The 14,585-nt window shown below is 56.2% G+C and carries 14 protein-coding genes; all 14 read left to right on the top strand.

Annotated elements, in window-relative coordinates:
- The first annotated feature begins 114 nt into the window (after window positions 1-114).
- The gene (locus tag DSM25558_RS01215; protein ID WP_077100998.1) at window positions 115-963 is read left to right on the top strand and encodes a cell envelope integrity EipB family protein; all 849 of its coding nucleotides are present in this window, start codon (window positions 115-117) and stop codon (window positions 961-963) included.
- A 192-nt stretch (window positions 964-1,155) separates the two neighbouring features.
- Window positions 1,156-1,935 carry a 30S ribosomal protein S2 gene (gene rpsB, locus DSM25558_RS01210; protein ID WP_067643195.1) on the top strand — a complete coding sequence of 260 codons (780 nt, stop codon included), beginning with the start codon at window positions 1,156-1,158 and terminating at the stop codon, window positions 1,933-1,935.
- Between the two features lie 244 nt (window positions 1,936-2,179).
- Entirely contained in the window at window positions 2,180-3,106 is a 927-nt protein-coding gene (gene tsf / locus DSM25558_RS01205) for a translation elongation factor Ts (protein WP_077100996.1), read from the top strand.
- A 202-nt stretch (window positions 3,107-3,308) separates the two neighbouring features.
- Entirely contained in the window at window positions 3,309-4,031 is a 723-nt protein-coding gene (pyrH, locus tag DSM25558_RS01200) for a UMP kinase (protein WP_067644183.1), read from the top strand.
- Between the two features lie 65 nt (window positions 4,032-4,096).
- Window positions 4,097-4,654, top strand: coding sequence for a ribosome recycling factor (gene frr, locus DSM25558_RS01195; RefSeq protein WP_077100994.1), 558 nt, complete (start codon window positions 4,097-4,099; stop codon window positions 4,652-4,654).
- 61 nt (window positions 4,655-4,715) lie between these two features.
- Complete coding sequence (locus DSM25558_RS01190) at window positions 4,716-5,459, top strand: isoprenyl transferase (RefSeq protein ID WP_077100992.1); 744 nt, start codon at window positions 4,716-4,718, stop codon at window positions 5,457-5,459.
- Entirely contained in the window at window positions 5,459-6,292 is an 834-nt protein-coding gene (locus tag DSM25558_RS01185; RefSeq protein WP_077100990.1) for a phosphatidate cytidylyltransferase, read from the top strand. Before DSM25558_RS01190 ends, DSM25558_RS01185 begins: the two co-directional genes overlap by 1 nt.
- Window positions 6,293-6,322: 30 nt before the next feature.
- The gene (gene rseP, locus DSM25558_RS01180) at window positions 6,323-7,456 is read left to right on the top strand and encodes an RIP metalloprotease RseP (protein WP_077100988.1); all 1,134 of its coding nucleotides are present in this window, start codon (window positions 6,323-6,325) and stop codon (window positions 7,454-7,456) included.
- 201 nt (window positions 7,457-7,657) lie between these two features.
- Complete coding sequence (gene bamA, locus DSM25558_RS01175) at window positions 7,658-10,006, top strand: outer membrane protein assembly factor BamA (protein ID WP_077100986.1); 2,349 nt, start codon at window positions 7,658-7,660, stop codon at window positions 10,004-10,006.
- A 49-nt stretch (window positions 10,007-10,055) separates the two neighbouring features.
- Window positions 10,056-11,120 carry a UDP-3-O-(3-hydroxymyristoyl)glucosamine N-acyltransferase gene (gene lpxD, locus DSM25558_RS01170; RefSeq protein ID WP_077100984.1) on the top strand — a complete coding sequence of 355 codons (1,065 nt, stop codon included), beginning with the start codon at window positions 10,056-10,058 and terminating at the stop codon, window positions 11,118-11,120.
- Complete coding sequence (gene fabZ / locus DSM25558_RS01165; RefSeq protein ID WP_077100982.1) at window positions 11,113-11,580, top strand: 3-hydroxyacyl-ACP dehydratase FabZ; 468 nt, start codon at window positions 11,113-11,115, stop codon at window positions 11,578-11,580. The genes lpxD and fabZ overlap by 8 nt, the downstream gene beginning before the upstream one ends.
- Window positions 11,577-12,389, top strand: coding sequence for an acyl-ACP--UDP-N-acetylglucosamine O-acyltransferase (lpxA, locus tag DSM25558_RS01160; protein ID WP_077100981.1), 813 nt, complete (start codon window positions 11,577-11,579; stop codon window positions 12,387-12,389). Before fabZ ends, lpxA begins: the two co-directional genes overlap by 4 nt.
- A gap of 3 nt (window positions 12,390-12,392) precedes the next feature.
- Window positions 12,393-13,259, top strand: a complete 867-nt coding sequence (locus tag DSM25558_RS01155) for an LpxI family protein (protein WP_077100979.1) — start codon at window positions 12,393-12,395, stop codon at window positions 13,257-13,259.
- Window positions 13,256-14,461 (top strand): lipid-A-disaccharide synthase, encoded by a 1,206-nt coding sequence (gene lpxB, locus DSM25558_RS01150; protein ID WP_077100977.1) that lies wholly within the window; start codon window positions 13,256-13,258, stop codon window positions 14,459-14,461. Before DSM25558_RS01155 ends, lpxB begins: the two co-directional genes overlap by 4 nt.
- Window positions 14,462-14,585 lie beyond the last annotated feature (124 nt).

Raw genomic sequence — 14,585 nt, 5'->3', positions numbered from 1 at the left:
TTCGTCTCCGCTTTTGTTGTAAATCTTTCAAAAATCCGGCAGACAGATCATGATGTCCAAAAGCCGGGCGGTTGCTTGTACAATATGAGCAGTGAGTCCAACAGGAGATATTGAATGTTTGTTAGGAACCTCGCAGTTGCTTTTGCTTCCGGTGCTTTTATCGTGGCTCCCGAGGTCGCAAGTGCCGTGCCTGCCAATATTCCGAACCTGATTTCCCACCGCGCCGTGTATGACCTGGAGTTGAAGGACGCATCAGACCGTTCCGGCATCGAGGGCATGACGGGCAGAATGGTGTACGAATTCACCGGTTCTTCCTGCAAAGGCTACAAGACGGATTTCCGCTTCGTTACGCAGATCAATACAGGCGATGCGGTGCGGATGACCGACCAGCAGACGACGACATTCGAAGATGCTGCGTCGAAGACATTCAAGTTCGAGACCAAGTCGTTTACCGATGACAAGCTGGACAAGGAAGTCACGGGCTCGGCTGCCGACGCCAATGGCACCATGAAAATCGATTTGACCAAGCCAGACGCCAGGAAGATCGATCTCGCCGCTGGCGAGTTTCCAACGGAACATATGTTCCAGGTCATCGAAAACGCCAAGCTTGGAAAGCGCATTTTCGAATCGCGGGTGTTCGATGGATCTGACGATGGCGATGAAAGCCTGATCACGTCTACACTGGTCGGCAAGCAGCAAACGCCGAAGGACGGCGACGCGGATCCAGATGTCGGCATGGCCGGTGACTTCGCCAAAACGCCCTTCTGGCCGGTCACGATTGCCTATTATAACGACAAGGCAGGCACGGATTCTCTGCCGATCTACCGTATGTCGTTCAAGCTCTATGAAAATGGAATCACCCGTGATCTGACGATGGATTACGGCGATTTTGTTTTGACGGGCAAGCTTGCCAAGCTCGATATTCTCCAGGCGGAAAACTGCGATAACAAGCCGATCCGCTGAAACTGGTCGATCTGTTTTCGTAATTTTGTGCATAAAAGCTTGCTTTTCGAAGAATCTGCCTGTATGCGGCACACCATTCCACACGCGAAGCTTGGGATGTTCCGGGAGAAATCCGGATCGTTCCGCCCGGTGGTGCCATCTTGATGGCGCTGTTTGCTTCGCGGGGGTTCAACCGGAAAAGGATAACTAGGCATGGCATTGCCCGATTTCACTATGCGTCAGCTTCTGGAAGCTGGCGTTCACTTTGGTCACCAGACACACCGCTGGAACCCAAAGATGAAGCCGTACATCTTCGGCGACCGCAGCAACATCCACATCATCGACTTGGCTCAGACAGTTCCTTTGCTGTCGCGCGCCCTTCAGGTCGTGTCTGACACGGTTGCCCGTGGCGGTCGCGTTCTGTTCGTCGGCACGAAGCGTCAGGCTTCGGAAATCATCGCAGACAGCGCAAAGCGCTCCGCTCAGTACTACGTCAACTCGCGTTGGCTCGGCGGCATGATGACCAACTGGAAGACGATTTCGAACTCTATCCAGCGCCTGCGCAAGGTCGACGAAATCCTCAACTCCGACGCATCTGGCTATTCCAAAAAAGAGCGCCTGAACCTTGAGCGCGAACGCGAGAAGCTTGAAAAGGCACTCGGCGGTATCCGCGATATGGGCGGCGTTCCTGACCTGATGTTCATTGTTGACACCAACAAGGAAAAGATCGCGATCGAAGAAGCCAAGCGTCTTGGCATTCCGGTCGTTGCGATCATCGACTCCAACTGCGATCCAGACCAGATCGACTTCCCGATCCCAGGTAACGACGATGCGTCGCGCGCAATCTCGCTCTATTGCGATCTGATTGCCCGTGCAGCCATCGACGGTATCGCACGTCAGCAGGGTTCTTCCGGTCGTGACATCGGCGCTTCTGAAGAAGCTCCGATCGAGCCAGCACTTGAAGAAGCAGCAGCTGAGACCGCTGCCGAATAAAGCTTAGAGGCGGCATGGATATGCCGCTTTCTCCATGAGACGAGACAAGGCCGTTCTGGACTAGAAAAGTTCGGCGGCCTTGTTCGTTTCAATCACGCAGTCCTTCATGGTAACGCGTGAAATTAAAACGTTTCGTGATGGCCTCTTCATCAGGCTGTCACAGTTCCGGGTACATTCGTTCCCAAAATCCGATTTAGGTCGTGCCGCAATGGCGCCGTGACCGACGAACCGCAAGAGGCACACAATGAGCGAAATTACAGCCGCAATGGTAAAGGAACTGCGCGAGAAGTCTGGCGCAGGCATGATGGATTGCAAAAAGGCGCTGTCTGAAACCGGCGGCGACATGGAAGCTGCAATCGACTGGCTGCGCGCCAAGGGTATTGCCAAGGCTGACAAGAAGTCCGGCCGTACAGCTGCTGAAGGTCTCATTGGTATTGCTTCTGCCGGTCACAAGGCTGTTGTCGTTGAAATCAACTCCGAAACCGACTTCGTTGCCCGTAACGATGCCTTCCAGGACATCGTTCGTGGCGTCGCTTCGGTTGCTCTGACGACTGACGGTTCTGTTGACGCAGTTGCTGCTGCGACCTACCCAGCGTCCGGCAAGACTGTTGCCGACACCATCAAGGACGCGATTGCCACGATCGGCGAAAACATGACGCTTCGTCGTTCTGCTCTGCTCGAAGTCAAGCACGGCGTTGTTGCGACCTACGTTCACAACGCTGCTGGCGACGGCATCGGCAAGCTTGGCGTTCTGGTTGCGCTGCAGTCCGAAGGCGACAAGGCTGTTCTGACATCCATCGGCCGTCAGATTGCCATGCACATTGCTGCGACCAACCCGCTGGCCATCCGTTCTGAAGAAGTCGACGCAGCCGTTGCAGAGCGCGAGCGCAACGTTTTCATCGAGCAGGCTCGTGAATCCGGCAAGCCAGAAGCCATCATCGAAAAGATGGTTGACGGTCGTATGCGCAAGTTCTTCGAAGAAGTCGCGCTTCTGTCGCAGGCCTTCGTCATCAACCCTGACATCACGGTTGGCGACGCTGTCAAGGAAGCCGAAAAGGAAGCCGGTGCCAAGATCGAAGTCGTCGGCATGGCTCGCCTGCTGCTCGGTGAAGGCATCGAAAAAGAAGAAACCGACTTCGCTGCTGAAGTTGCTGCGGTCGCCAAGGGCTGATCTCTTTACCCAAACCTGGGAAAACTACGGGGCATCGCGTGACAACGCGGTGCCCTTCGTGTATCCGCGTTCCGGTTATATATATCCTGCGCGGGCAGGGCAGTCTTTTGGATTTGTCCGGCCGGTGTAGCTTCCTCTGGTTTTCGCATGTGTCATTGCAAACAAACATTTGACCGTGCGCGACATGCTTTAAGGAGTCATGATGTCTTCCAAGCCGCTTTATAAACGGGTTCTTCTCAAGGCGTCGGGCGAAGCCCTTATGGGCGATCAGGGTTTCGGGATCGACGTCGCTGTTGCAGATCGTATTGCCTCCGATATCGCCGAGGCGCGCGCCATGGGTGTCGAAGTTGGCGTGGTGGTTGGCGGCGGCAACATCTTCCGCGGCGTGGCAGTAGCTTCCAAGGGTGGAGACCGCGTCACCGGTGACCATATGGGCATGCTGGCGACCGTCATCAACGCCCTGGCGCTTGCGACCTCTCTGCGCAAGCTCGACATCGACACCGTCGTTCTCTCGGCCATCGCCATGCCGGAAATTTGCGAAAGCTTTTCGCAGCGCGCCACACTGTCCCACATGGCGCAGGGCCGTGTCGTGATTTTCGCCGGCGGCACTGGCAACCCGTTCTTCACGACTGACTCTGCTGCAGCACTTCGCGCAGCGGAAATGGGTGCCGAGGCAATCTTCAAGGGTACGCAGGTTGATGGCATCTACTCTGCCGATCCGAAGAAAGACCCGACGGCTACCCGCTTTGACGAATTGACTCACTCGGAAGTATTGGGCAAGGGACTTGCGGTCATGGACATCGCCGCTGTTGCGCTGGCCCGTGAAAACCACATTCCCATCATCGTCTTCTCCATTCACGAGAAGGGCGGTTTTGCAGCAATATTGACGGGCGGCGGTCGCAAGACCATCGTGCACGACAAATGATGGCCGGGCGCTGATTCCACGGTGTGAAATTGGGCCGGTAAGGCCAGAACTGACGGAGTATGAATATGAGTGGTACTGACATCAACGATATCAAGCGTCGCATGGATGGCGCGATCAATGCCTTCAAAAGCGATATCGCATCGCTTCGCACCGGGCGCGCTTCTGCAAACATTCTCGACCCCGTAACGGTTGATGCCTATGGCTCGCGTGTACCATTGTCGCAGGTCGCCAATATCACGGTTCCCGAGGCCCGCATGCTAGGTGTGAACATCTGGGACAAGTCGATGGTTGGCGCCGTCGACCGTGCAATCCGCGAATCGAACCTTGGCCTGAACCCGATCGTTGATGGCCAGAACCTGCGTATTCCTTTGCCGGAGCTCAATGAAGAGCGCCGCAAGTCGCTCGTCAAGGTCGCGCATGATTATGCCGAAAAGGCCAAGGTCGCGATCCGCCACGTTCGCCGCGATGGTATGGACGGTCTGAAAAAAGCCGAAAAAGATGGTGACATCGGTCAGGACGAAAGCCGTTCGCTGTCTGAAAAGGTTCAGAAAATGACCGATGATACGATTTCGGACATTGATCGCTTGCTTGGCGAGAAGGAAAGAGAAATCATGCAGGTGTAGGTGGCGTTATCGCCAACCCTGTGTATTATTTTATCTTCCGCGTTGCTTAAACTGGATCGAGATGTCGGACATTACACGTTCCTCACTGCCTGAGCATGTTGCCATCATCATGGATGGCAACGGGCGTTGGGCCAAGCAGCGCGGTCTTCCCCGTATCATGGGGCACCGGCGCGGAGTTGAGGCCGTGCGCGAAACGGTGAGGGCGGCTGGCGAATGCGGGCTGAAATATCTTACACTCTTCGCCTTCTCCTCGGAAAACTGGCGCAGGCCGGTTACCGAAGTCAGCGATCTGCTGGGGCTTCTCAAGGCTTTCATCCGCCGGGACCTTGCCGATCTGCACAAGGAGAATGTTCGCATTCGCGTGATCGGTGATCGCGAAGGCCTGAACGATGATATCAGCGCATTGCTGACGGAAGCCGAACAGACAACGCGTGACAACACGGCGCTGACGCTGGTCATTGCGTTCAACTACGGCTCTCGTGATGAAATTGCGCGCGCTGCGGCCTCCCTTGCCAGGGACGTAGCCCTTGGCAAGATCGACGTCTCCGCTGTTACCCCAGACGCCATTACGGCGCGTCTTGATACGGCGGGAATTCCGGACCCGGATCTCATCATCCGCACTAGCGGCGAAGAGCGTCTGTCCAATTTTCTGTTGTGGCAGGCTGCCTATTCGGAGTTTCTGTTCATCCCCGATTACTGGCCGGACTTCGACCGCAAGACATTCTTTTCCGCAATCGATCAATATATGACGCGCGACCGCAGGTTCGGCGGTCTGCCGGATCAAGTCGCCCTGGCGGGCGCATAATGAGCCGCGAACTCAAGCTGCGGATCATATCCGCCCTCGTACTGGCTGCCGTTATCCTGACCGCCACATGGTATGGCGGAATGATGTTCCGCCTTTTTGCCGGCGTTCTGTCGCTGCTGATCTATTACGAGTGGACGTCCATCACCAAACTGTCCGATACCAACCCGACTGGCTATGCCTGGGGTTGGTTTGCCATTGCGGTGATCAGCGGCAACACGATCTTCGGTGAACCTTCTCTCGATCTGCCGTTGCTGTCTGGCTTTACGCTGACCGCAGCCTTGTTTCCTGTCCTGCGCGGCAAAAACTGGTGGCTTGTCGGCGGTATGATCTATTCCGGGCTCAGCGGCATCTCGCTTGCGGCCATCCGTGGTGAGGAACCAACGGGCATCGTTGCCATGGTGTTCGTCTTCGCCATTGTCTGGGCAACGGATATTCTGGCCTATTTCGTCGGTCGTGCCATTGGCGGGCCGAAACTGGCACCATCGATTTCGCCCGGCAAGACGTGGTCCGGTGCCATCGGTGGCACGGTTTCGGGCGTTGTGGCGGGCGGCGCGGTTTCGGCAATCTACCATGGACGGATCGGGGTCGTCGTCTTGGCGCTGGCGCTGGCCTTGTCCGTTTTCAGCCAGATTGGCGACCTGTTCGAATCCTTTATCAAGCGCCGCTTCAAGGTGAAGGATTCCAGCCATCTCATCCCCGGGCATGGCGGCTTCATGGACCGGGTTGACGGTCTTGTTTTTGCCTGCTTTACCGTATTCCTCATTGCTGTCGTTCACGCGGCGATAACCGGTGATGTGCCAGGATCAGGTAGCGGAATTCTGCCCGGATTCTGATTGTAGCGTTGAGCGAAAGGCTTGGAAAATATGGATATGGTGACGGCGACGGTTGGATTTTTGACCGGTTATATGGTGCCGTTCATTCTCGTGCTTTCTCTTCTCGTCTTCGTTCACGAGATGGGGCATTATCTGGTGGGCCGCTGGTGCGGCATACGATCCACAGCTTTTTCCATCGGTTTCGGCCCTGAGCTGATCGGCTTTACCGACAAACACGGAACCCGCTGGAAGATTTCGGCTGTTCCTCTTGGCGGTTATGTCAAATTCTTCGGCGACGAGGATGTCGCCAGCAAGCCGGACAGCGACAGCCTTGTCAACCTGACGCTGGAAGAGCGCGCGCAGACACTTGCCGGTGCAAAGTTGTGGAAAAGGGCGGCAACCGTCGCTGCTGGCCCTATCGCGAATTTCATTCTGGCAATCCTGATTTTTGCGGCGCTTTTCGCCATTTATGGCCGGATGATTTCCGATCCGATCGTTTCCGAAGTGCGCGAAAACAGTGTGGCGCAGTCCGCTGGCGTTCTGGCGGGTGACAGATTGGTCGCCATCGATGGTGAAGCCGTCAAGACATTCGAAGATGTTCGTCGCTACGTTGCTGTTCGTCCAGGCACCCCCATTACCGTGACCGTGGAAAGAAACGGTCAGGATATCGTTCTGCCCATGGTGCCGACCAGAACCGAGACGAAGGATCAGTTCGGCAACAAGATGGAGCTGGGCATTATCGGCATCGTCACTGACCAGACCCGCGGCAATTTCCGCCACGTCACCTATTCGCCCACCGAGGCGCTGGTTGAAGGTGTGCGTGAGACCGGCCACGTCGTCACCGGCACGTTTGCCTATATCGGCAACCTCGTCACCGGTCGCATGAATGCGGATCAACTCGGCGGTCCTGTGCGTGTCGCTCAGGCATCAGGTCAGATGGCATCTCTCGGTTTTGCAGCTGTCATTCAGCTTGCGGCCTTGCTTTCTGTTTCGATTGGCCTGCTTAATCTGATGCCGGTCCCGATTCTGGACGGCGGCCATCTGGTGTTTTACGCCATCGAGGCCGTGCGTGGCAGACCGCTAGGACCGGGTGCTCAGGAGTTTGCTTTCCGTATTGGAATGGTAATGATTTTCAGTCTAATGGTTTTTGCGACTTGGAATGATATCAGCAGCTTGATTGGCTGAATGGGGCTTTAGAGCTAATTTTTTAACGGGGCGTTTACCTTGTTTTGATGCCAAAGTGGCGATTGAGCCACGGTAGCTTGCGAAGTAAACAGAAATTAACGGTCGGGCTTGCTTGTAGAGGAAAAGCAGGTAAAACGACGACAGATGGCCGGAGTCGGGTTCCGCCCGCTGAGGGACAACGGGAAAAGGTAAGAATTAAAAATGAAGGCTGGTTCAAAGTTTTTGAACGCGGTGTCGGCGGTTGCGCTGTCTGCTGGTGTTTCTTCGGTTGCAGTTCTGGGAGTGCTCGTCTCTTCTGGAGTTGCCAATGCGGCTGTCATCAGCAGAGTTGACGTGCGTGGCGCTGAGCGCTCCGGCGCGGACGCTGTGCGGTCCAACATCACGATCGCTCCCGGTCAGAATTTTTCCAACGCTGACATCGATGAATCGGTCAAGCGCCTTTATGCGACGGGTTATTTTTCCAACGTCAGCATGAGCGTTTCTGGTAAGACTCTCGTTGTGACGGTGAGCGAGAACAATCTCGTCAACCAGGTCGTTTTCAACGGCAACCGCAAGATCAAGGACGACAAGCTTCAGGGTATCGTTCAGACCCAGTCTCTCGGTCCTTACGACCAGACACTCGTGACTGCCGATATTGCGCGCATCAAGGACGCTTATGCTGCCATCGGTCGTAGCGATGTTCAGGTTACGACGCAGGTCGTGAATGTCGGTCAGGGTCGCGTCAACCTTGCTTTCGTGATCAACGAAGGTGAACGCACGAAGATCGCTCGCATCGATTTCGTCGGTAACAACGCTTATAGCGATGGCCGTCTTGCTGCTGTTCTCAACACCAAGAAATCCAACATGCTGTCCTTCCTGACGCGTAAGGATGTCTACAATGAGGACAAGTTGCGCGCTGACGAAGAAGCGCTGCGCCAGTTTTATTACAACCGCGGCTATGCCGACTTCCGGGTAACGTCTTCGGACGCGGTTCTGGATGAGGCGACCAACGAATACACGATCACGATCAATGTTGACGAAGGTCAGCGTTACGCATTCGGTAATGTGGCTGTTGAATCCACCGTTCCAGGTGTCGATGGTTCTGAATTGCAGGGTCTGGTCGAAACCAAGTCCGGTGCTGGTTACAGCGCCAAAGAAGTTCAGCAGAGCATCGAAGCCATTTCCAAACGCGTCTCCGCAGAAGGTTATCCTTTTGCACGCGTGACGCCTCGTGGCGACCGTGACATGGCTGGCAACACCATCGGTGTGACCTACATCGTCGATCAGGGCGAGCGTGCATACGTCGAGCGTATCGAAATCCGCGGTAACACACGTACGCGTGATTATGTTATTCGCCGAGAATTCGACATCAGCGAAGGCGATGCTTTCAACCAGACGGTTGTCAGCGCTGCCAAGCGTCGTCTCGAAGCACTCGGCTACTTCTCCAAGGTCAACATCGGCACATCGCAGGGCAGCGCCCCTGACCGCGTCGTGATCGTGGTTGACGTCGAAGATCAGGCAACCGGCTCGTTCGGTATCGGTGCTGGTTATTCCCAGAACGATGGTGCGCTGCTCGAAGCGTCGATCGAAGAAAAGAACTTCCTCGGTCGCGGCCAGTACATTCGTATTGCTGCTGGTGCCGGCCAGGACGACGCGCGTACGTACAACCTTTCGTTCACCGAGCCTTACTTCCTCGGCTATCGCCTTGCCGCAGGTTTCGATCTGTTCAAAAGCCAGAGCTCGAGCGAAGACTACTATGATTACGATGAGCAGGGCTTTGCGCTTCGCGTAACGGCGCCCATCACAGAAAATCTGGCGACGACGTTCAAGTACACGTACAAGCAGATCAAGTATGATGGAAAATCCGGTTTCGACGATGTCGATGGTGCGGGTAACTATGTGAACCTGGCTAGCCCGTACGTCGATCTGATCAATGGCGGCAATTGGACGCAATCGATCATTTCCAACACGCTCGCCTACAATTCCTTGGACGACCGCAACATGCCACGCGAAGGCTGGCAGGGTGCTTTGACCAACGAATTTGCTGGTCTCGGTGGCGACTCCGAATACTACAAGATTTATGCCAAGGCTCGTTACTACCACACGCTGTCTGACGAGTACGACATTATCGGTTCGATCACGGGTCAGGCTGGTTATGTTGCCCCGACTGGCGACAATCTGCTCGTGTTCGACCAGTTCAAAATCGGCGGTCGCGTAATCCGTGGCTTCGAAAATGATGGTATCGGCCCGCGCATCGGTGACGACGCAATCGGCGGTACGACATACTTTGCGGCCTCTGCTGAAGTGACGGCTCCTATGCCTGGCGTTCCTGAAGACTTCGGTCTGCGCCTTGCCGGTTTCGTTGATGCGGGTACGCTTTATGGCAATAAGGTTCGTACTGCTGCTGGTGAAAACGTGCAGGACGATAGCTCGATCCGTGCATCTGCTGGTATCGGTCTGATGTGGGCTTCGCCGTTCGGTCCTCTGCGCGTAGACTACGCAGTTCCTTTCATGAAGGAAGACTACGACGAAGTGCAGAATTTCCGGTTTGGCATGTCCAACACTTTCTGATATCGGCAGTCCAGAACTGCGAGTTTGAACGTTCTGGAGTATCCGGCTGATGGAATATAATGCTTTTTTTCCGCCCCATGATGGCATGCGATTGAGAGACATCGCAGACCGTCTTGGGGCGGAACTGTCTGATGAGGCTGCGGGTGATCGCCTGGTGCGTTCGATTGCGCCCGTTTACCGGGCAAAGTCCGATCAGCTTTGCTACATTCTCTCGCGTCGAAACCGGGATGAGTTGCTGACGTGTGAGGCTGCAGCGATCATTTGTGATACGGCTCTCAAAGGGCTCATTCCTGATCATATTCCGGCTCTTATCTCCAAAAATCCCCATATGGTTTTTGCGCAGGCGGGAGCGTTGCTGCATCCTTCCGCGATGAAGCCATCGGCGATCGCCGGGCAGGAGACCGAAATTTCCGCCGCCGCTCATATCGATCCATCCGCGAAGCTGGAGGCGGGTGTTGTGGTGGAGCCGTTCGCTGTGATCGGCGCGAATACCCATATCGGCGCAGGAACTCGGATTGGACCAGGTGCGGTCATTGGTGCAGACGTCCAGATTGGCCGCGATTGTACGATCGCCGGCGGTGCCAGCATTCTTTCGGCTTTGATCGGCAATGGCGTGATCATTCACAACGGTGCGCGCATTGGTCAGGATGGCTTTGGTTACGCCCCGGGACCGCGCGGTATGATTAAGATCGTGCAGATCGGTCGCGTCATCATTCAGGACAATGTCGAGATTGGTGCCAACACCACGGTAGATCGTGGCACGATGGATGACACGGTGATCGGCGAAGGTACGAAAATCGACAATCAGGTTCAGATTGGTCACAACGTGCGCATCGGTCGTCATTGCGGCATCGTCAGCAAGGTCGGCATCGCAGGCAGCACGCGCATTGGCGACGGTGTGATGATTGGCGGTGCCAGTGGTATCAACGGCCATATCACCATCGGAGACGGCGTGCAGATTGCGGCAATGAGCGGCGTTGTCGCCGACGTGCCGGCGGGCGCGAAATATGGCGGCGTGCCGGCGCGGCCGCTCAAACATTTCCTGCGCGATATGGCCGAGTTGCTGGCCCGTGCTGAGGAGCGAGACAAGAAGACAGGAGAGAAGAATGTCTGAAGAGACAAAGACGGCGCTTGGCGCGGCTGACATCCTCGAGGTGATGAAGCTGCTGCCGCATCGTTATCCATTTTTGTTGATCGACAAGATCATTGATATCGACGCTGATAACTCGGCAACCGGCATCAAGAACGTGACGGTCAACGAGCCACACTTCACGGGTCACTTCCCGGATCGACCCATCATGCCGGGCGTTCTGATTGTGGAAGCCATGGCGCAGACGGCTGGTGCCATTTGTGCGCGCAAGCAGGGTGATGGTGGCAACCTCGTTTATTTCATGACGATCGACAATGCGCGTTTCCGCAAGCCCGTCGTGCCAGGCGATCGCCTGGAGATTTATGTCGTCAAGCAGCGCCAGCGCGGCAATGTCTGGAAATTCCACTGCGATGCCAAGGTTGACGGTGTTCTGGTTGCCGAAGCCGATATCGGAGCAATGATGATCCCCGAGGATCAGCAATGAGCAAGATTGCGGCTTCGGCCAAAATTCACCCGATGTCTTTCATTGAAGACGGTGCGGTCATCGGTGAAAACGTCGTCGTCGGCCCGTTCTGCCATGTCGGCCCCAAAGTCACGCTGCATGATGATGTTCAGTTGATCAGCCACGTCGTCGTTCTTGGCTCGACCACGGTCGGCAAGGGTACGAAAATCTGGCCATCAGCCGTGATCGGTGGCGATTCGCAGAGTGCACACCACAGCGCGGTCGACACGACGCTGGTCATCGGTGAAAACTGCACGATCCGTGAAGGTGTGACGATGAACACCGGTACCGTCGAACATGGCGGCACCACTGTTGTCGGCAACAACAATCTGTTCCTTGCCTATGCGCATGTGGCGCATGATTGTCGTCTGGGCAACAATATCATCCTGTCCAACAACGTCATGCTGGCGGGTCACGTGACGATCGAGGACCGGGCCATTCTGGGTGGCGGCTCTGCCGTTCATCAGTTCACGCGTGTTGGCCGCCAAGCCTTTATCGGCGGGCTGTCCGCCGTCAGTTACGATGTCGTTCCCTATGGGATGCTGAATGGCAATCCCGGTATTTTGAGCGGTTTGAACATCGTCGGCATGACGCGCGCAGGCATCGAGCGTGCTGAAATCCACAAGGTTCGCCGTGCTTACAAGCAGATATTCGAGAGCGGAGGCAATGTTCGCACGAACGCCGCCGCCATCCGCGATGAATATCTGGAATGCCCACAGGCACTTGAGATCATCGACTTTATTGCTGCTGCCAGTGATAGGGCAATTTCCTCGCCCCACCGTGGAAAATAGGCTGTGACACAGGGTGCGGGGCGGCTGGCAATCATCGCTGGTAGTGGGTTTCTTCCTTACTATGTAGCGGAGGCTGCGCAACAGTCAGGTGAGGTGCCCTTCATCATCCGTTTGAAAAACGAAGCCGATCTTGACTGGACGAAGTTCGAAAGTGTCTCGATCAGCGTTGGCGATGTTTCGGCGCTCGGTAAACTGCTGTCGGCACAGGGTATCGACCGCGTCGTGCTATCGGGTGGCGTCTCGCGGCGCCCTGAGTGGCGAGAGATTCGTCCCAACTTCAAAATGATTGCAAAAATGCCGTCCATCATCCGCACCCTCTTGTCCGGTGGCGATGATACAGTGCTGCAAATGGTGATCAGGCTGATCGAAGCGCAGGGCGCACGGGTTATCGGTGCGCATGAAATCGCGCCGGGTTTGCTGGCGACGACGGGTGCGCTCGGTAAAGTCGCGCCTGGAGATGATGACCACCGGGATATCGCCAAGGCCGCCAAGGCCGCACTCGCACTCGGTGCGCTGGACGTGGGGCAGGGCTCTGTCTCCGTCGGCGGGCGCCTCGTGGCACTGGAGGGCGTCGAGGGGACCGATGGCATGTTGGCGCGCGTTGCCTCCTTACGCGCAGAGGGGCGCATCTCCAGCCGCAGGAAAGGCGTTCTGGTCAAGCTGTGCAAGCCGCAGCAGGATATTCGCGCCGATTTACCAACCATCGGCCCATCCACCGTGGAAAATGCGGCAAGAGCCGGGCTCGCCGGCATAGCTGTCGAAGCGGGCAGGGCGTTCGTGCTGGACCGAGAGGTCATGTTGAGGGCTGCCGATGATGCCGGGTTGTTCGTCTGTGGTATAGATGTGGGCCTTGCGGGAGAGATGATGTGACCGACAGCGTTCTCAAATTGGCGGTGATCGCCGGGGAAGTCTCAGGCGATCTGCTGGGGGCGGATCTGGTGCGGGCCTTGAAGCAGCAATATCCGGGACATGTCGAACTGGTCGGCGTTGGCGGCGATGGCCTGATCGCAGAAGGTCTCGTTTCGCTGTTCGATTATTCCGAATTGTCGATCATGGGTTTCACGCAGGTTTTGAAAAAACTGCCGCAGATGATCGCGAGAATCAAGGAAACGGCCAATGCGATTATCGCCGCAAAGCCGGATGTTCTGTTGATCATCGACAGCCCGGATTTCACGCACCGCGTTACCAAGCGTGTACGCAAAGCATTGCCGCAGCTGCCGGTCATCAATTACGTCTGCCCAAGCGTCTGGGCGTGGAAGGAATACCGCGCAACGGCGATGCTGTCCTATGTCGACCACGTGCTGGCGCTGCTGCCGTTCGAGCCCGAGACAATGCGACGCCTTGGCGGCCCGCCGACAACATTCGTCGGCCATCGGCTGAGCGTCGATGCTGATCTGCTGGAGGTTCGTGCAAAGCGTGCCGCGCGACCTCTGCCTGGCTTGGGAGAGCCAAGAACCATTCTTCTGCTGCCTGGCTCGAGGTCGACCGAAATCACGCGGTTGATGGAGCCGTTCAGGGATGCGGCGCAGGCATTTGTCGAGCGAAATGGTCCCACACGATTTGTTCTTCCAACGGTGCCCAGACAGGAAAGCTTGATCCGTGGGCTTGCGGCGTCCTGGCCGGATCATATCCGCCCTCAGATCGATATGGGTTCAGCCTTCAAGTGGCAGGCGTTTGCTGAGGCGGATGCCGCCATTGCCGCGTCTGGAACGGTTATTCTGGAGCTTGCGCTGGCCCATGTGCCGGTCGTTTCAGTCTACAAAACGGACTGGATCTTCACCATGCTGAGCAGGCGCATCAAGACCTGGACGGGTGCTCTGCCCAACCTTATTGCAGATTATGCCGTGGTGCCGGAATATATCAACGAAGTGGTGCGCGCAGGCTCCATGCTGCGTTGGGCCGAGCGACTGTCATCCGATACGCTCCAGCGGCAGGCCATGCTGGAAGGTTTTGCGCTGGTGCAGGAGCGTCTGCGCACCGAGCGTCCTCCGGGTGAGGTTGGTGCTGAGATTTTACTGTCTGTCTATCGCAGCAAGATTGGTGCCGTTGGCACCTTGGCGCATAATATTTGATCGGTGTCGAAATCCGCCTGGATTAAAAAATAATCAAAAATCACTGGTCTGCCAACGTGTCGTAATGATCCGGCCTGCAATCTTTTGTGCTGATCAATTGGCACATCGTTTGCTTTTCCATCTT

Origin of the sequence: Agrobacterium sp. DSM 25558, from assembly GCF_900100825.1 — a bacterium.
Taxonomy (GTDB): domain Bacteria; phylum Pseudomonadota; class Alphaproteobacteria; order Rhizobiales; family Rhizobiaceae; genus Agrobacterium.
This window is presented reverse-complemented; position numbering and strand designations above follow the sequence as displayed.